Source organism: Caulobacter segnis ATCC 21756 (genome assembly GCF_000092285.1).
In the GTDB taxonomy this organism is placed as follows: Bacteria; Pseudomonadota; Alphaproteobacteria; order Caulobacterales; family Caulobacteraceae; genus Caulobacter; species Caulobacter segnis.
The window spans coordinates 4,625,896-4,642,583 of sequence record NC_014100.1; the positions used below are offsets into that span (position 1 = coordinate 4,625,896).

19 protein-coding genes and 2 pseudogenes are annotated in these 16,688 nt (G+C 68.9%); 10 read left to right on the forward strand and 11 right to left on the reverse strand.

The features are described 5' to 3' along the window. The first annotated feature begins 6 nt into the window (after positions 1–6). Genes rsmG through CSEG_RS21225 form a run of 3 tightly spaced genes read left to right on the forward strand, consistent with a single transcriptional unit; the run spans position 7 to position 2,406 of the window. Positions 7–645, forward strand: a complete 639-nt coding sequence (gene rsmG / locus CSEG_RS21215) for a 16S rRNA (guanine(527)-N(7))-methyltransferase RsmG (RefSeq protein ID WP_041538784.1) — start codon at positions 7–9, stop codon at positions 643–645. After that, the gene (locus CSEG_RS21220) at positions 635–1,438 is read left to right on the forward strand and encodes a ParA family protein (protein ID WP_013081283.1); all 804 of its coding nucleotides are present in this window, start codon (positions 635–637) and stop codon (positions 1,436–1,438) included. The genes rsmG and CSEG_RS21220 overlap by 11 nt, the downstream gene beginning before the upstream one ends. Before the next feature lie 53 nt (positions 1,439–1,491). Beyond that, positions 1,492–2,406 (forward strand): ParB/RepB/Spo0J family partition protein, encoded by a 915-nt coding sequence (locus tag CSEG_RS21225; RefSeq protein WP_013081284.1) that lies wholly within the window; start codon positions 1,492–1,494, stop codon positions 2,404–2,406. A gap of 397 nt (positions 2,407–2,803) precedes the next feature. Here CSEG_RS21225 and holA read toward each other — a convergent pair whose 3' ends face one another. The 4 genes from holA to CSEG_RS21245 form a co-directional block, all read right to left on the reverse strand. Further along, positions 2,804–3,856, reverse strand: a complete 1,053-nt coding sequence (gene holA, locus CSEG_RS21230; protein ID WP_013081285.1) for a DNA polymerase III subunit delta — start codon at positions 3,854–3,856, stop codon at positions 2,804–2,806. A 59-nt stretch (positions 3,857–3,915) separates the two neighbouring features. Further along, the gene (lptE, locus tag CSEG_RS21235) at positions 3,916–4,428 is read right to left on the reverse strand and encodes an LPS assembly lipoprotein LptE (protein ID WP_013081286.1); all 513 of its coding nucleotides are present in this window, start codon (positions 4,426–4,428) and stop codon (positions 3,916–3,918) included. 5 nt (positions 4,429–4,433) lie between these two features. Then, positions 4,434–7,019 (reverse strand): leucine--tRNA ligase, encoded by a 2,586-nt coding sequence (gene leuS / locus CSEG_RS21240; protein ID WP_013081287.1) that lies wholly within the window; start codon positions 7,017–7,019, stop codon positions 4,434–4,436. A gap of 135 nt (positions 7,020–7,154) precedes the next feature. Continuing rightward, a complete protein-coding gene (locus CSEG_RS21245) occupies positions 7,155–7,682 on the reverse strand; it encodes a DUF3576 domain-containing protein (protein WP_083778439.1) in 528 nt (175 codons plus the stop codon). 251 nt (positions 7,683–7,933) lie between these two features. Between CSEG_RS21245 and CSEG_RS21250 the strand changes: the two genes are divergently transcribed. Beyond that, complete coding sequence (locus tag CSEG_RS21250; RefSeq protein WP_013081289.1) at positions 7,934–8,344, forward strand: NtrZ family periplasmic regulatory protein; 411 nt, start codon at positions 7,934–7,936, stop codon at positions 8,342–8,344. Positions 8,345–8,351: 7 nt separating this feature from the next. Here CSEG_RS21250 and CSEG_RS21255 read toward each other — a convergent pair whose 3' ends face one another. Further along, positions 8,352–8,972 (reverse strand): thiamine phosphate synthase, encoded by a 621-nt coding sequence (locus tag CSEG_RS21255; protein ID WP_167535169.1) that lies wholly within the window; start codon positions 8,970–8,972, stop codon positions 8,352–8,354. Positions 8,973–8,985: 13 nt separating this feature from the next. Here CSEG_RS21255 and CSEG_RS21260 point away from each other — a divergent pair, with 13 nt between their 5' ends. Next, positions 8,986–9,639 carry a YggS family pyridoxal phosphate-dependent enzyme gene (locus CSEG_RS21260; protein WP_013081291.1) on the forward strand — a complete coding sequence of 218 codons (654 nt, stop codon included), beginning with the start codon at positions 8,986–8,988 and terminating at the stop codon, positions 9,637–9,639. Here the strand turns inward: CSEG_RS21260 and CSEG_RS21265 are convergent. Continuing rightward, the gene (locus tag CSEG_RS21265; protein ID WP_013081292.1) at positions 9,636–10,142 is read right to left on the reverse strand and encodes a L,D-transpeptidase family protein; all 507 of its coding nucleotides are present in this window, start codon (positions 10,140–10,142) and stop codon (positions 9,636–9,638) included. The genes CSEG_RS21260 and CSEG_RS21265 overlap by 4 nt on opposite strands. A 76-nt stretch (positions 10,143–10,218) precedes the next feature. Between CSEG_RS21265 and CSEG_RS21270 the strand changes: the two genes are divergently transcribed. Both CSEG_RS21270 and CSEG_RS22780 read left to right on the forward strand, forming a co-directional pair. Then, a complete protein-coding gene (locus tag CSEG_RS21270) occupies positions 10,219–10,905 on the forward strand; it encodes a response regulator transcription factor (RefSeq protein ID WP_041538401.1) in 687 nt (228 codons plus the stop codon). A 23-nt stretch (positions 10,906–10,928) separates the two neighbouring features. Continuing rightward, positions 10,929–11,041, forward strand: a pseudogene (locus CSEG_RS22780) (hypothetical protein); the annotation flags it as partial. A gap of 60 nt (positions 11,042–11,101) precedes the next feature. Here CSEG_RS22780 and secB read toward each other — a convergent pair. Then, positions 11,102–11,590, reverse strand: coding sequence for a protein-export chaperone SecB (gene secB / locus CSEG_RS21275; RefSeq protein WP_013081294.1), 489 nt, complete (start codon positions 11,588–11,590; stop codon positions 11,102–11,104). 188 nt (positions 11,591–11,778) lie between these two features. Between secB and timA the strand changes: the two genes are divergently transcribed. The 3 genes and pseudogenes from timA (at position 11,779) to CSEG_RS21290 (ending at position 14,191) form a co-directional block, all read left to right on the forward strand. Then, positions 11,779–12,414 (forward strand): TIM44-related membrane protein TimA, encoded by a 636-nt coding sequence (timA, locus tag CSEG_RS21280; RefSeq protein ID WP_083778441.1) that lies wholly within the window; start codon positions 11,779–11,781, stop codon positions 12,412–12,414. Then, positions 12,414–13,605: pseudogene (gene mltA, locus CSEG_RS21285) on the forward strand (murein transglycosylase A). The gene timA and the pseudogene mltA overlap by 1 nt, the downstream one beginning before the upstream one ends. A 1-nt stretch (position 13,606) precedes the next feature. Next, the gene (locus tag CSEG_RS21290) at positions 13,607–14,191 is read left to right on the forward strand and encodes a Smr/MutS family protein (RefSeq protein ID WP_013081296.1); all 585 of its coding nucleotides are present in this window, start codon (positions 13,607–13,609) and stop codon (positions 14,189–14,191) included. A 30-nt stretch (positions 14,192–14,221) separates the two neighbouring features. Here CSEG_RS21290 and CSEG_RS21295 read toward each other — a convergent pair whose 3' ends face one another. Genes CSEG_RS21295 through hisH form a run of 4 tightly spaced genes read right to left on the reverse strand, consistent with a single transcriptional unit; the run spans position 14,222 to position 16,687 of the window. Then, positions 14,222–14,545 (reverse strand): phosphoribosyl-ATP diphosphatase, encoded by a 324-nt coding sequence (locus tag CSEG_RS21295; RefSeq protein WP_013081297.1) that lies wholly within the window; start codon positions 14,543–14,545, stop codon positions 14,222–14,224. Next, positions 14,542–15,324 (reverse strand): imidazole glycerol phosphate synthase subunit HisF, encoded by a 783-nt coding sequence (gene hisF, locus CSEG_RS21300; protein WP_013081298.1) that lies wholly within the window; start codon positions 15,322–15,324, stop codon positions 14,542–14,544. The genes CSEG_RS21295 and hisF overlap by 4 nt, the downstream gene beginning before the upstream one ends. After that, on the reverse strand, positions 15,324–16,058 hold the full coding sequence (gene hisA / locus CSEG_RS21305; RefSeq protein WP_167535147.1) for a 1-(5-phosphoribosyl)-5-[(5-phosphoribosylamino)methylideneamino]imidazole-4-carboxamide isomerase: 735 nt from the start codon (positions 16,056–16,058) through the stop codon (positions 15,324–15,326). The genes hisF and hisA overlap by 1 nt, the downstream gene beginning before the upstream one ends. Next, positions 16,046–16,687 (reverse strand): imidazole glycerol phosphate synthase subunit HisH, encoded by a 642-nt coding sequence (gene hisH, locus CSEG_RS21310; RefSeq protein WP_013081300.1) that lies wholly within the window; start codon positions 16,685–16,687, stop codon positions 16,046–16,048. Before hisH ends, hisA begins: the two co-directional genes overlap by 13 nt. Position 16,688: the final 1 nt, after the last annotated feature.

A 16,688-nucleotide genomic window follows, 5' to 3' on the forward strand; every position in this document is an offset into this window, starting at 1 on the left:
GAGAGAATAGAAGTCGCCGAACCCCCGGTCCTCGACGCGGCGGGCTATCAGGCCCTGACCGGCGCCAGCGACGTCCAGATCGCCGATCTGGCCCGGTTCCAAGAGCTGCTGGCCGAGTGGAATGAGGTCATGAACCTCGTGGGCCCGCTGACCATCGCCACCTACTGGACCCGCCACGCGCTCGATAGCTCGCAGTTGCTCGACCTGGCGCCGGAAGCGAACACCTGGGCGGATCTCGGCGCCGGCGCCGGTCTGCCCGGGGTCGTGCTGGCCATACTTCTGAAGGGTAGGGCCGGGGCGAAGGTTCATCTGGTCGAGTCGATGGCCAAGCGCTGCCGCTTCCTCGAGGTGGTCGCCAAGGACCTCGACCTGCCGGTCCAGATCCACAACGCCCGCGCCGAGGACCTGAAGCTGAAGGTCGAGATCGTGACGGCGCGCGCCTGCGCCCCGATGACCAAGCTGCTGGGCTTCGCCGAACCGTATCTGCGCAGCGGCGCGACCGGCCTGTTCCTGAAGGGGCAGGATGTCGCGACCGAGCTTTCCGAGGCCGCCAAGGCTTGGAAGTTCGACGCCGAGTTGCGACCTAGCCAAAGCGACCCTCGCGGTCGGATCGTTCAAGTGAAGGGGCTGACCCGTGTCCGCTAATGCTCTCCGCGTCCTGGCGATCGCCAACCAGAAAGGCGGCGTGGGCAAGACCACGACCGCGATCAATCTGGGCACGGCCCTGGCGGCCTGCGGCGAGAAGGTGCTGCTGATCGACGCCGACCCCCAGGGCAACTGCTCGACGGGTCTGGGCATTGGCCGCACCCAGCGCCGGACCACGCTCTATGACGTGCTGATGGGCGAGTCGCCGGTGGTGGACGCCGCCGTGAGGACGGAGCTCCCAGGCCTGGACGTCATACCGGCCGACGCCGATCTGTCGGGTATCGAGATCGAGCTCGGTCAGACCGCGCGCCGGTCATACCGGCTGCGCGACGCGCTGGAGGCCATCCGCGCCAATGGTCCCTATACCTATGTCCTGATCGATTGCCCGCCGTCGCTGAACGTGCTGACCGTCAACGCCATGACCGCCGCCGACGCGGTGTTCGTGCCCCTGCAGTGCGAGTTCTTCGCCCTGGAAGGCTTGACCCAGCTGATGCGGACGATCGAGCGCGTGCGTGGCAGCCTGAACCCGCACCTGGAGATCCAGGGCGTGGTGCTGACCATGTACGACCGCCGCAACAGCCTGTCGGAGCAGGTCGCCCACGATGTCCGCGCCCACTTCGGCGACAAGGTCTATGACGCGGTGATCCCGCGGAATGTGCGCGTCTCGGAAGCCCCGTCGTTCGGCAAGCCGGTGCTGCTGTACGACCTGAAGTGCGCCGGCAGCCAAGCCTATCTGAAGCTGGCCCGCGAGGTGATCAGCCGCGAACGCGACCGCCAGGCCAAGGCCGCCTAAAGCCGCTTTGACTCGACCTTTTGAATTAGAATCGAAGCTTGACTGAGATAGTGATGGAGTCCGCCGTGGTGGGAGAGCCGGGTATGGCCGAAGGGCGTCGGGGACTGGGACGCGGTCTGTCCGCCCTGTTGGGCGAGGTCGAGACCGCGCCGGCTCAAGCGCCGGGCGATCAAACCGCCGGGTCGCGGGAAGCGCCGATCGAACTGCTGAAGCGCAATCCTGACCAGCCGCGCCGGACCTTCCGCGAGGAGGATCTGGAGGACCTGTCCAATTCGATCCGTGAGAAGGGCGTCCTTCAGCCGATCCTCGTCCGGCCGGCGCCCGGCGCGCCAGGCGAATACCAGATCGTCGCCGGTGAACGCCGCTGGCGCGCGGCCCAGCGGGCCGGCCTGCGCAGTGTTCCGATCATGGTGCGCGAGCTGGACGATCTGGCGGTGCTGGAAATCGGCATCATCGAAAACGTCCAGCGCGCCGACCTGAACGTCCTCGAAGAAGCGCTTTCGTACAAAGTGCTTATGGAGAAGTTCGAACGGACGCAGGACGCGATCGCCCAGACGATCGGCAAGAGCCGCAGCCATGTGGCCAACACCCTGCGTCTTCTGGCCCTACCGGAGGAGGTCCAGTCATACCTGGTCAGCGGCGAGCTGTCGGCCGGTCACGCCCGCGCGATCGCCGCCGCGGCCGATCCGGTGGCCTTGGCCAAGCAGATCATCGAAGGCGGTCTCTCGGTCCGCGAGACCGAGGCCCTGGCCCGCAAGACGCCGACAGCGCCCTCGGCCAAGAACAAGGGCGGCCGTCCGCCCAAGGTCAAGGACACCGACACCCAGGCCCTCGAGGCCGACCTGTCGTCGGTGCTGGGCCTGGACGTCTCGATCGACCATCGCGGCGCGGCGGGCTCGATCACCATCAGCTATGCGACGCTCGAGCAGCTGGACGACCTCTGTAATCGCCTGACCCGAGGGGTCTGATTTCCGATCCGTTCAGGCGCACCTAAAAGCGTGCGGATGAGCGATTTTCGGCTCCAAAAAGGCGCTATGAAAATCGCCTCTGTCGCGCACCGAGCGGCGCCTTTCCGTACTCCGGGAGGCGCCGTTTTCGTGAGGCGAGGGCGGTCTCTGGCGATTTCCAGCGCAAACGCTTGTCGTGTAAGGCTTTCTTGGAAAGCGTCCACAGCGCCGCAAAGCGGGTATTTGGGGCGGTTTCGGCCGGTCCATCTCCGTGTCATCCCGGAAGCCTCGAAGAGGCTATCCGGGACCCAGGGGTCAAGCTCTGTGCGGTAGCCCCTGGGTCCCGGCTCTGCGCTTCGCTTCGGCCGGGATGACACGCGAAAGTGGTGGGGAAATTTTTTGGGCGTAGAGGCCGCCCCTACAGCCCCAAACGCCGCGCCCGCCCCGCGATCATCAGCGCCAGGCGCTCGGCGATCAGCTGGTCGGGGGAGCCGGAGGTCTTGCAGGCGCGGTCGGCGTTCAGCACCTCGCCCTGGATCTCCAGGATGGCCTCGAGGTTCCAGGCGCGGGCTTGGCGCAGGAATTCGCGCTCCTGCTTCCAGAAGACGCCGGAGGCCTTGGCCGCCGCCTGCAGGTCGACGCCGTTCTTGTGCAGGGTCAGGACACGGCGCAGGCGGCCCAGGTAGTAGCTGATGGCCCGGACGGCGGCCGGACCGCCTTCGCCCTCGGCGGCGGCGCGGCGTAGGGCGGCCTGGGCGGCTCCGACCTTGCCGCCGAAGGCGTCGGCGGCCGCGTCGCTGAGCGAAGCCTCGGGCTCGACGCCCAGAAAGTCGGTCAGGTCGGCGGCGGTGGCGTTGATCCCGCTGCCGGGACCGAGGAACAGCGCCAGACGCTCGATCTCGGCGCGAGCCACGCCGCGCTCCTTGGGCAGGCGCGAGACGAACAGATCGAGCGCCTCGCTGTTCAGGCTGACCTTGTCATTGGCCAGCGTATCCCGCGTCAGGCGCGCCAGATCCCCGGCCTCGTCCTCGTAGCAGGGGATGACGGCGCAGCCGCTGGCCTTCTCGCCCACCTTGCGCAGCTGGGAGTCGCGACCCAGGGCTCCGGCCTCGATCAGGAAGAAGGCGTCGGGATTGAGATGGCCCTCGACGTGGCGGGTGACCGCCTCGGCGGCGGCCTTGTCGGGCCCGGCCTTTTCGCCGTTCAGGCGCAGGCGCACCAGGCGGCGACCGCCCATCAGCGACATCGCCGAGAGCTCGTCCTCCAGCTTGGCCGGATCGGCCTCGACGTCGCTTTCGGTCAGCTGGGCGGTGTCGAAGGGGTCGTCCGGGCGCTCGACCACGCGCTTGGCCAGGGCGTTGGCGCGATCGCGCACGACGCCCCGGTCCTTGCCGTAGATGACCACGGCCCGGATGTCCGGGGTCGGCTCCTTCAGGAAGCGTTCGACGTCCGGACGCTTGGAGAGGATCATTTCTTCTTCCTTCGAGCGTGGCGGGCGCCGAAACCGCTCACACTTTCGGCCGCCACGCTCTAGGCGGGTTTCCGGCCCGCCAGCCAGGTGGCGAGGTCCAGCTGGATCTTGCGGGCCGCCTCGGTCGCCGCGCGCTCCTGACCGTCCTGCTGGGCCGCGATGGCCGCGTAGGGCTGGTCGGCGGAGTCGTAGGTCACGGAGACCTCGGTATAGCCCTTGTGGACCTCAGCGCCCGTCTTGGCGTCCAGCAGCCGCCAGGTGACGCTCATGCGCAGCTCGTAGCGATTGGCGACGTTGTCGAGGCGCACGCCGCGGGCGAAGCGTTGCTCATTGACCCCGAAGGCCAGCTTGTACGCCGCCGGCGTGCCCTGGCGATGCGCCAGGGCGTCGTCCAGTTGCTCGCGGAGCAGATAGCCTCCGCGCCCTTCGGCGGCGATGGTCTCGATGCCCGAGAGGCCGCCCTCGACCCCCGGACGGGCATAGAGGGGCGTGAAGCCGCAGGCCGAGACGCCGAGACACGAGAGCGCCAGAAGCGATGTTCTAAGGGCGCCGATCACCAGGAAGCGTTTCATCGGTCTCAGTTGGCCACGATGTTGACGATGCGGTCCTTCACCACGATCACCTTGCGGACCGTGACGCCCTCAAGGTGGGCCATGATGTTGGGATCCGCCAGCGCGATTTTGGTCACTTCGTCGTCCGGGGCGCCGGCCTTGACCTTCACCTCGCCGCGACGCTTGCCGTTGATCTGGATCGGCAGGACGCGTTCGTCGTCCGCCGCCAGGGCCGGGTCGGCCTTGGGCCACGGTGCGTCGACCACCATGCCCTCGCCCCCGATCTTGGCCCAGGCTTCCTCGGCCAGGTGGGGCGTGAAGGGGGCGACCAGGCGGGCCAGGATGTTCAGGGCCTCGGCGCGGGCGGCCAGGACGGCGTTGCTGGCGCCTTCAGCCGGAGCGGCCTTCAGGGCGTTCAGGAACTCGTACAGGCGCGCCACGCCGCTGTTGAAGCGGAAGCCCTCGATGCTGTCGGTGACGAAGCCGATCAGCTTGTGAGCGGCCTTGCGCAGGGCCAGGGCGGCCTCGTCGCTGTCGTCATGGGCGAAGTCGCCGGCCGGCTGGCTGTCGAACTCGTTCCACAGACGGTGCGTGAAGCGCCAGCTGCCCTCGACGCCGGCGTTGGTCCACTGGACGTCGCGCTCGGGCGGGCTGTCGGACATCACGAACAGGCGCGCGGCGTCGACGCCGTAGGCCTCGAAGATGTCCTCGGGGGCGACGACGTTCTTCTTGGACTTCGACATCTTCTCGATGTCGCCGATGACGATCGGCGCGCCGGTCTTGGCGTGCTTGGCGGTGCGGGTATTGCCTTCGACGGCGATCACCACGTCCGAGGGCTCGACCCACTCGCCGGCCTCGTTCTTGTAGGCCTCGTGGGTGACCATGCCTTGCGTGAACAGGCCGGCGAACGGCTCCTCGACCGAGACCAGGCCCTCGTCCTTCAGGGCGCGGGTGATGAAGCGGGCGTACAGCAGGTGCAGGATCGCGTGCTCGACGCCGCCGATATACTGGTCGACCGGCAGCCAGTAGTCGGCCGCGGCCTTGCCGACCGGCTCGGCGGCCTGGGTGTCGGCGAAGCGGGCGAAGTACCAGCTGCTGTCGATGAAGGTGTCCAGCGTGTCGGTTTCACGCTCGGCCTTGCCGCCGCAGGACGGGCAGGTCGTGTGACGCCAGGTCGGGTGGCGCAGCAGCGGGTTGCCCGGCTTGTCGAAGGTGACGTCCTCGGGCAGGGCCACGGGCAGCTGGTCCTCGGGGACCGGAACGACGCCGCAGGCCTCGCAGTGGATCACCGGGATCGGGCAGCCCCAATAGCGCTGACGCGAGACGCCCCAGTCGCGCAGGCGATAGACGGTCGCGCCCTGGCCCTGGTTGGCGGCCTCGATACGGGCGATGGCCTCGGCCTTGGCGGCCTCCACGTCCATGCCGTCCAGGAAGCTGGAATTGAAGATCTTGCCGGGGCCGACATAGGCTTCCTTGCCGACCTGGAAGGTCGCCGGATCCTCGCCGTTGGGCAGCACCACCGGCAGGACCGGCAGGTCGTACTTGCGGGCGAAGTCCAGGTCGCGCTGGTCGTGGGCCGGGCAGGCGAAGATCGCGCCCGTGCCGTAGTCCATCAGGATGAAGTTGGCGATCCAGACGGGTAGGGTGATCGACGGGTCCAGGGGGTGCTTCACCCGCAGGCCGGTGTCGTAGCCCAGCTTTTCGGCGCTTTCGATCTCGGCTTCCGAGGTGCCGCCCTTGCGGCAGTCGGCGATGAACTGCTGGATCTGCGGGTTCTCGACCGCCAGCTGCTCGGCCAGCGGATGCTCGGGCGCGATGCCGACGAAGCTGGCGCCGAACAGGGTGTCGGGACGGGTGGTGTAGACCTCCAGCCCCTCGGCCAGGCCGTCGGGCGCCTCGCCGTCGAACTGGAACTTGAAGCGCAGGCCCTTGGAGCGGCCGATCCAGTTCTCCTGCATCAGGCGAACCTTGTCGGGCCAGCGGTCCAGGGTCTTCAGGCCGTCGATCAGGGCGTCGGCGTAGTCGGTGATGCGCAGGAACCACTGGGTCAACTTGCGCTTCTCGACCGTCGCGCCCGAGCGCCAGCCCTTGCCGTCGATGACCTGCTCGTTGGCCAGGACGGTCATGTCGACCGGGTCCCAGTTGACCGAGGCTTCCTTGCGATAGACCAGGCCGCGCTTCAACAGGCGCAGGAACCAGGCCTGCTGCTTGCCGTAATATTCCGGGTCGCAGGTGGCGAACTCGCGCGACCAGTCGATCGAGATGCCCAGCGCCTTCAGCTGCTCGCGCATGGCGGCGATGTTGTCGTAGGTCCAGCCCTTGGGGTGGACGCCGCGCTCCATGGCCGCGTTCTCGGCGGGCATGCCGAACGCGTCCCAGCCCATCGGGTGCAGGACGTTGAAGCCCTGGGCGCGCTTGTAGCGGGCCACCACGTCGCCCATGGCGTAGTTGCGCACGTGGCCCATGTGGATGCGGCCCGACGGATACGGGAACATCTCGAGGACGTAGTACTTCGGACGGCCGTCGTTGATCTCGCCGGTCTTGAAGACGTCGGCCTTCGCCCAGGCTTCACGCCACTTGGGCTCGGTGTCTTTGGGATTGTAGCGGGCCATCGGAAACCAGGTCTTGGATGCAGGAACGCGCCCCGAAGGCGACGCCGCGACAAGACTATGCGGTTTCGCGGCCGGAGCGCGCAGGAATATGGGGTCTCGGGGTCCCCTTCGCTCGGAAGCGGACCCCGCCGGGCCTTAGCCCTTGATGTTCGAGAGACGAAGCTGACGGGCGCGGGTCAGGATCGCGTTCTCGATGTCGGTCGCGGTCTGGTCGGCGACGGGCGCGTCGACCCAGTTGCCGTTCACGTCCTTGGACTGCTTGAACACCGTGACGTTCAGGCCATCGGCGCGCAGGCGGGTGTCCAGGATGTAGACCGTGGCCTTGAAGCGCTCGGCCGGGGTTTCCGGGTTCACGTACCAGTCGGTGATGATCACGCCGCCGTACGGATCCGCCGAAGCCAGCGGCATGAAGGCCAGGGTGTCGAGGCTGGCGCGCCACAGATAGCCGTTCACGCCGATCGAGCCTTCCGTCGCCGGAGCCCTGCCGCCGCCGCCGAAGCGCTTGAACGGGTTCAGGCCCGGCTCATCGCTTTGCGTGGAAAACGTCTTCGGGGGCTTGTTGCTGCTGCAGGCCGACACGCCCAGCATGGACAGAGCCAGGACGCCCGCGGCGACGCCGCGCATCACAGACCCACGCTCAAACGCCATAGTACCTCGCTCCAATGTCTCGCCGACGCGACTTGCGCTGTCCTGGCGCGCCCCCGCGGCCGGGAGCCGGTCTATAGCATGGCCGCGCCGCCTCAAAACAGGAATCGCGTGACCTCACCGCCACACGAGTCGATTGAATCGTACAATACGACCGGAAGTGCGACCAAAGGCCGGTTGACCGCGTTTCGGCCAAGCCTTTAATCGAAACCTAAGGGCGCCTCACCTATATGGGATAGGGGGCAACCGAGTACAGGCGGTGGGTAGCGATGTTCGCGAAGCGTTTTTTCCTGGCGGGGACTGCCGCGCTGATCCTGACGGGATCGGCGTCGATGGCCTTCGCCCAGGCCAAGCCGCACGCCGTCGCGCCGGATTTCAGCGCCAAGAACGACTTCACCAGCGCCGCCGCCGGCGTCCAATACCCGCAGGATGACAAGCGCACCCTGCGTTGGGACGCCAAGAAGGGCCGCTGGGGCCTGAAGCTGGACCTCGACCAGCCGACCAGCCGCGAAATGGAAATGCAGGACGTCCAGGCCGGGGCCTATTTCAAGGTCACCCCCTCGATCCGCGTCGGCGGCGCCGTCAGCCTCGGCGAGTCCAACCCGGCCCTGGCCGCCCGCAAGGCCCAGCAGCCCGAGGCCGCCCCGCGCGTTCGCCTCGAGACCGCCTTCAAGTTCTAAACCCGGCTTAGCCCGCCAGGGCTTCGACCGCCGCGATCCCCGCAACGCCGCTTCCCGCGAGCTGCGCGACCGTGTCCGCGCGCACGCCGCCCAGGGCGTAGACGGGCAAGGTCGTCGCCGAGACGAGCGCCTTCAGGCCGTCGACGCCCAGCGGCTGACCAGCCGAAGGGCTGTTGCTGGGAAAGACCGGTGAGACGATCACGGCGTCGGCCCCCGCGCGCTCGGCGGCCTGGACGGCCTTCAGGTCGTGGGCGGCGACGGTGATCAGGTAGCGGGCGTGCTCGGCGCGCAGCTTCGGGATCTCGCCGGCCAGCCGCTCGGGCATGTGCAGACCGTCGGCGCCGATCCCCTCGGCCAGCCCCGGATGGGCGCCGGCCAGCAGGATAAGTCCCCGTGCGTCGGCGATGGCGCGCAGGCGGCGGCCCTGCTCGACCGCGTTTTCGGCGCTGAAGGCCCGGAACACGATCCCCGCCCCGCGCGGCAGGCGCTCGGCGATCGCTTCGGGGGAGGCGACGCGGGCGGGATCGGTGAAGAACAGCAGGTTCGGGAGGACGCGATCGCGCACGGTCCTTGGCGGAAAGGCCGCCGCCGTCCTAGACAGGACCTCCAGTTCGCCGTCGCCTCGCAAGGCCGTTTCGCCCATGTCCCAAGCCCTCGCCGACATCCAAAGCCGCATCGCCGCCGCCGAGGCCCGCGCCGGGCGGGCGCCGGGCTCGGTCACGCTGGTGGCGGTCTCCAAGACCCAGCCGTGGGAGCATATCGCGCCCGTGCTGGACGCGGGACAGAAAGTGTTCGGCGAGAACCGCGTGCAGGAGGCGATGGAGCGCTGGGGCCAACGTCGCGAGGGGCTCGAGCTGCGCCTGATCGGTCCGTTGCAGACCAACAAGGCCCGCGAGGCCGTGGCCTTCTTCGACGTGATCGAGACGGTCGACCGCGAGAAGCTGGCCCGCGTGCTGGCCGAGGAAATCCAGCGCTCCGGCAGGGCGCCGCGCCTCTATGTCCAGGTGAACACCGGCGAAGAGCCGCAGAAGGCCGGGATCGCGCCGGGCGAGGCCGACACCTTCATCGCCGCCTGTCGCCAGACCTATGGCCTCGCGGTCGAGGGGCTGATGTGCATCCCGCCCTTTGACACCGATCCCGCGCCGCATTTCGCGCAGCTACGGGCGATCGCCGAGCGGAACGGCGTCGAAAAGCTTTCCATGGGCATGAGCGACGACTTCGAGATCGCCATCGTCGAGGGCGCGACCTCGGTGCGGGTGGGGTCGGCGCTGTTTGGAAGCCGAAACTACGGCTAGCCCGCGATCTCCACCGCGTCCCCCGGCTTGGCCGCCGCCAGCACGGCCTCGAGATCCGCGCGCGCCAAGGCCACGCAGCCTTCGGTGCCCGGATAGTTCTCGCGGGCCAGGTGCATGAAGATCGCCGAGCCCATCCCGGGAACCGGCGGGTCGTCGTTATGGCCCAGGATCACCACCAGGTCGTAGACGGCGTCGTCGCGCCACATCCGCTCGGCGCTGGCCGGATAGGGCAAGGTGACGGGGCGATTGTAGTTCGGGTCGCTGGGCGCGTCGCACCAGCCGTCCTGGGGTCGCGTCGCGCGGACGGGCAGGGCGGTCGCGGGGCCTTGGGTATAGACGTCCGGCCGATACCAGACCTCGCGCATGCGCCAGACGCCCAGCGGGCTCTTGCCATCGCCCTCGCGTTTGTCGCGCGCCGCGATGGCGCCGGCCTTGCCGATCGCACAGCGCAGGGTTCGGCCTTCGAGTTCGAAACGGCCATCGGCATAGGCGCGGAACAGCATCGAGACGTCGACTCCCGGACTTTAAGACCTTGCCCGGGGTTGTCCCGGAGGCCCGCAGCGGTGCATGTTTCGCCTTATGGCGCAACGCAAGACCCTTCTGCTGATCGACGACGATGACGACCTGCGCGGCGCCTTGGCCGAACAGTTGGCGCTCCACGAGGAGTTCGCGGTCAACGAGGCCGCCAGCGCCGGCGAGGGCGTGCGCATGGCGCGCGAGATCAAGCCGGACCTGATCCTGCTGGATGTCGATCTGCCCGACATGGACGGCCGCGAGGCCTGTCGCCTGATGCGCAAGAACGGCGTCACCGCGCCGGTGATCATGCTGACGGCGGCCGCCAGCGACAGCGACACGATCCTGGGCCTGGAGTCCGGGGCCAACGACTATGTGACCAAGCCCTTCCGCTTCGGCGTGCTGCTGGCCCGCATTCGCGCCCAGCTGCGCAGCTACGAGGCCTCGGAAGACGCGCTGTTCCGCATCGGTCCCTACGAATTCCGCCCCTCGGCCAAGCTGCTGGTCGACGAGAAGCAGAAGAAGGTGCGGCTGACCGAAAAGGAAACCAACATCCTCAAGTACCTCTATCGCGCCGGCTCCAAGCCCGTGTCGCGCGAGGAGCTGCTGACCGAGGTCTGGGGCTACAACGCCGGGGTCACGACCCACACGCTGGAGACCCACGTCTACCGCCTGCGCCAGAAGATCGAGCCCGATCCGGCCGTGGCGCGGATCCTGATCACCGAAATGGGCGGCTACCGGCTGCAGCCGTAGGCGTCTGAAAAGCCAACATTCCGTGTCATCCAGGCCGCAGCGGAGCGGAGAGCCGGGACCCAGGGGCAACAGCGGTGCGCCGGCCCCTGGGTCCCGGGTCGGCTATGCCGCCCGGGATGACACGCTTTTGTTTTCCCAAAGAAAAAGGGCCCGACCTTTCGGCCGAGCCCCTCTCAATCACATACAGACCAGACGCTTACGCGTTGCCGACCACTTGGCCGTCGGCCTGGGCCTTGCGCGCGGCGTAGACGCCGGCGAAGTCGATCGGGTCGATCAGGAACGGCGGGAAGCCGCCCTCGGCCGTCACGTCCGAGATCAGACGACGGGCGTAGGGGAACAGGAAGCGCGGGCACTCGATCAGCAGCACCGGCTCGAGGTCTTCCTCGGAAACGCCGGCGATGTGGAACAGGCCGCCATAGACGACTTCGACGTGGAACACGGCTTGCTCGTCGCGCAGAGCCCGGGCCGAAAGCTTCAGATCCACCTCGAACAGGCCATCGGGACGACCGCGGGCGTTCATCTCGACGCCCATGTCGATGGCGGGCTGAGCCGCGCCGGCGCGCAGGCTGTCGGGGGCCAGCGGGTTCTCGAACGAGAAGTCGCGAACGAACTGGGCCAGGATGCGGACGCCGGTTTGGCCGGCGGCCTCTTCCGTGGTCGCCTCGGGGGCGGTGGTGTCGGTCATTAGGACAAAATCCGTGATCGGCGCCTAAAACGCCTTGAGTAAGGTGGGCGCTGCTACCATGAGGGCCCGTCTGGCGCAACGCCAGGCGCCTGACGGGAGAGCGCGTCTCGCCTATATAGGAAGGACACGGGGCGTTCGCCTGGTTCGGACAGCTATTCCGAAACCGATGGACGCTCGACGATCCTTGAATATCCCCCTGGGCCAAAAGCCCGTCGCCGGACCTTGAAGTGCTCCAGATCCTGTTCCTCGCCGCGGTCGCCGCCATCGTTCTCTACCAGCTCTACGCCACCCTGGGTCGCCGGGTCGGCCGTCAGCCGGAGGACACGCCCGTCAAGGCCGGCGCTGGCGGCCCCGCGCCCGTCACGACCGATCCTCACCCCGTGCTGCGCTCGGAAGGCCTGGCCGCGCTGAAGGCCCGCCAGCCGGATTTCGATCCCGCCAAGTTCATGACCGGCGCTCGCGCCGCCTATGAGCAGATCGTCACGGCCTATGCCGATGGCGATCGCGAGACGCTCAAGCCGCTCCTTGCGCCGGAAGTGATGGCCAATTTCGAGCAGGCCATGGCCGCGCGCGAGGCCGCCGGCCGCAGCGAGAAGGTCGAGTTCCTGACCTCGCCGCGCCTCGATCTCGAAAGCGTCGACCTGGTCGGCGACACCGCCAAGGCGGTGGTGCGGATCCTGGCCGAGGTGCGCACCCGCACCAAGGACGAGCGCGGCGAGGGGGTCGACGACCGCCGCACCGCCGAGCTCTGGACCTTCGAACGCGAGGTCAGGAACGCCAATCCGAACTGGCTGCTGTCGTTCGTCGCCGCCGCCGAGGCGTGATGCGCGTCGTGCGGACCGTCTCGACCGCCACGGCCCCCCGTCTCGCTATTTCCGGGGCCTTGGCGGGCTTGCTGCTGAGCGCCTGCGCCAGCGTTGTCGCGCCCCCCGTGGCTCCGCCCGCGCCGCCGCCGCCGGTCCAGACGCCGCCCGCGCCGCCGCCTCAAGCGCAGGCGCCCGCGCCGCCCGCCGCCGTGTCCTTCGCGGACCTGCCGGGTTGGGGCGCAGGAAGATCATGGGGCGGCGCTCAAGGCCTTCCAGGTCGGCTGCGGCGTTTCGAAGGATCCGGCCTTGGCGCGTGTCTGCGACCAGGCCCGGGCGCTGGCCGCTTCGGACGCCGCCGCGGCCCGCGCTTTCTTCGAGGCCAACTTCCAGCCTCAGGCTGTCGGTGACGAAGGCCTGCTGACCGCCTATTTCGCCCCTCAGTATCCGGCGCGGATGTCGCGCAACGCCGAGTTCTCGGCCCCCGTGCGCCGGTTGCCGGACGATCTGGTCGTTCTGGACCTCGGCCCCTTCGAGCCGGCCCTGATCGGCAAGAAGGTCACCGGCCACGTCGAGGGCAAGACCTTCGTCCCCTATCCCGACCGCGCCGAGATCGAGGCGGTCCCGACCGACAAGCCCCTGGCCTGGATGCGGCCCGAGGAGCTGTTCTTCCTGCAGATCCAGGGCTCGGGCGTGCTCGTCCTGCCCGACGGCCGTCGGGTGCGGGCCGTGTTCGCGGGCACAAATGGCCGACCCTTCGTTGGCGTCGCTACGCCCATGCGCGACAAGGGCTTGCTGCCCGACAACAACACCTCGGGCGACGCCATCCGGACCTGGCTGGCCGAGCATCGCGGGCCCGAGGCCGACGCGATCATGCGGCTGAACCCGCGCTACGTGTTCTTCAAGACCACCTCGGACGACGGCAAGGAACCCGTGGGGTCGGCCGGCGTGTCCCTGCCGCCCGGCCGCGCCATCGCCGTCGATCCCAGCCGCCACGCCTATGGCGCGCTCTACTGGCTGGACGCCAGCGCTCCGGCCCTGGCCGGCGCCTTCCCGGTCTATCGCCGCCTGGCGGTGGCGCTGGACACCGGCGGGGCGATCAAGGGCGACGTCCGCGCCGACCTCTATATGGGCACGGGTCCCGAGGCGGGGGCCGAGGCGGGCCGCGTGCGCCATGTCCTGCGGCTCTACCGCCTCGTTCCGAAGCCGTAAGGTGAGCAAGAAGCCGCCGCCCCCTCCAGGCAAGACGGGCCCGGACGACGACCGTCGCCTCTGGCGGCTGGTCGCCTCGACCGTGACCCCGCGCGGGGCGGCCAAGCCGGAGAAGATGCGCAGCAAGGCGCGGATCCGGCCTTCGCTGAAGTCCGACACCGCCCTGCCGGCCGAACCACCGACGCGCCTCGTCTCGATCGCGCCGCTGCGGCTGCATCCCGAGCACCTGAAACCGGCCGCGCCGAAGCCGCTCAAGGGCCCGGCGGGTCACATCGAGCCCAATCGCAAGCTGCGGATCGTCAAGGAACGCGACCCGATCGGCGCGCGGCTGGACATGCACGGCCTCGACCAGGACCAGGCCCGCGCCACGCTGGAAGCCTTCATCCGCCGCTCGTTCAGCCAGGGTCACCGGGCTGTGCTGGTGATCACCGGCAAGGGCAAGGTGGGGCAGGGGGTTCTGCGCAGCCGCACGCCGGAATGGCTGACCGACCCGTCCCTGCGCGAGATGGTCGCCGGCGTCTCCACCGCCGACCGCCGCCACGGCGGCGAGGGCGCGCTGTACGTGGCGCTGAAGCGGCGGGTTTGAGGGATTCCCTCTCTCCATGAGGGAGGGATTTTAGGCCCGCGACGCCTTCTCGGCGATGCCGGACGTGCCCTCGCGGGCTTCCAGCTTCTCGGCCACGGCGTCCAGCGAGACGCCGGAGGCGGCCATCAGGGCCAGCCAGTGGTAGAGCAGGTCGGCGCTTTCGGCGGCCAGGGCGTCCGGCCCCTGCGCGACCGCCGCGATCACCGTCTCGACGGCTTCCTCGCCCAGCTTCTTGGCGGCGAGGGCCGGGTCGTTCAGGAGCTTGGCGGTATAGGACACCGACGGGTCGCCGCCCTTGCGGGCCTCGATCGTGGCGGCCAGGCGGTGCAGGACGTCGGTCAGGCGCTGGCTCATGCGGCCCCCTTCAGAACGTCGAGGCGCACGGGGATCCCCGCCTCGGCCATGGCCTGCTTGGCCTCGCCGATCGAGATCTCGCCGAAGTGGAAGATCGAGGCGGCCAGCACGGCGGCGGCGTGGCCGTCGCGGGCGGCTTCGACCAGGTGCTCGGTCTTGCCGGCCCCGCCCGAGGCGATCACCGGAACGTTCACCGTCGCGGTCACCGCCTTCAGCAGCGGGATGTCGTAGCCGATCTTGGCGCCGTCGCGGTCCATCGAGGTCAGCAGGATCTCGCCCGCGCCGCGCTCGACGACCTTGGCGGCCCACTCGACCACGTCGATCCCGGTGTCCTTGCGGCCGCCATAGGTCCAGACGTTCCAGCCCGAGCCGTCCTCGCGCGCCTTGGCGTCGATGGCCACGACCACGCACTGGGCCCCGAAGGCGTCGGCGCCGCCGGCGATCAGGTCGGGGTTCTCGACGGCGGCCGTGTTGACCGAGACCTTGTCGGCGCCGGCCAGCAAGAGGCGGCGCATGTCACCGACCTGCCGCACGCCGCCGCCCACCGAGACGGGCATGAAGCAGACCTCGGCGGTGCGCGAGATGACGTCCAGGATCAGGCCCCGGCCCTCGCTGGAGGCGGTGATGTCCAGGAACATCAGCTCGTCCGCGCCGGCGGCGTCATAGGCCCTGGCCTGCTCCACCGGATCGCCGGCGTCGCGCAGGGAGACGAAGTTGACCCCCTTGACCACCCGCCCGTCCTTCACGTCGAGGCAGGGAATGATCCGGGTCTTCAGCATCAGGCGGCCGCCGCGATCAGGGCGTCGGAGGGGCGGATCGTGCCGGCGTAGAGCGAGCGGCCCAGGATCGCGCCGGCGATCTCGACGCCCTTGCGGGCCTTCAGCCGCTCGATGTCGGCCACCGAGGCGACGCCGCCCGAGGCGATGACGGGGATCGAGACGGCGTCGGCCAGCTCGCCCACGCCCTCGACATTGACGCCGGTCAGGGCGCCGTCACGGCTGATGTCGGTGACGATCAGGGCGGCGACGCCCGCGTCCTCGAAGCGCTTGCCCAGGGTGATGGCGTCGAGGTCCGACAGGCCCGTCCAGCCGTCGACGGCGACCTTGCCGTCACGAACATCGACGGCCACGGCGATCTGCTCGGGCCACAGGCGCGCGGCCTTGCGGACCAGGTCCGGATCGTGGACGGCCACGGTGCCGAGGATCACGCGGGACACGCCCGCCTCGATCCAGGCCTCGACGCCCTCCAGCGTGCGGATGCCGCCGCCCAGCTGCACCGGGATCGAGATCGACTCCAGGATCGTCTCGACGGCGGCGGTGTTGACCGACTTGCCCTCGATGGCGCCGTTCAGATCCACGACGTGCAGCCACGAAAAGCCGTCCTTGACGAAGCGCTGGGCCTGGTCGGCGGGCGAGGTGTTGAAGACCGTGGCCTTCTCCATGTCGCCGTGCAGCAGGCGCACGCACTGGCCGTCCTTCAGGTCGATGGCGGGATAGAGGATCATGGGCGCCATTCCAGGAAGTTGGCGAGCAGGGCGAGCCCTGAGGCTTGTGACTTTTCGGGGTGAAATTGTACGCCCGCGACGTTGTCCTTGGCCACCGCGGCCGTGAACGGTCCGCCGTGGTCCGTTGTCGCAACAACATCTTCCGGGTTGGAAGCGGTCAGGGCGAACGAATTGGCGTAGTACATGTGGGCGCCGTCCTCGATGCCCTTGAACAGGGCATGAGCGCGCGTGAAGGCGATCGCGTTCCAGCCCATGTGCGGGATGGTCAGCGAAGGATCGTTAGGCTCGAGCTTCTTCACCTGGCCCTGGATCCAGTCCAGGCCCGGCGTGACGCCGAACTCCAGGCCCTCGGTGGCCAGCAGCTGGTGGCCGACGCAGATGCCCATGAACGGAACGCCCCGGCCGTGCACGGCCTCGTTCATCGCCTCATAGACGCCGGTGGCGTCCAGGCCGGCGCGGCACGATGCGAAGGCTCCGACGCCGGGCAGGAAGACGCGATCGGCCTTGGCGACAAGGTCGGGATCGGCGGTGACGACGATGTCGGCGTCGAGCGCGCGGCGGCGGGCCGCCTCACGCAGGGCCTTTTCGGCCGAACGCAGGTTGCCCGACCCGTAATCGATCAGGGCGACGGTCTGCATG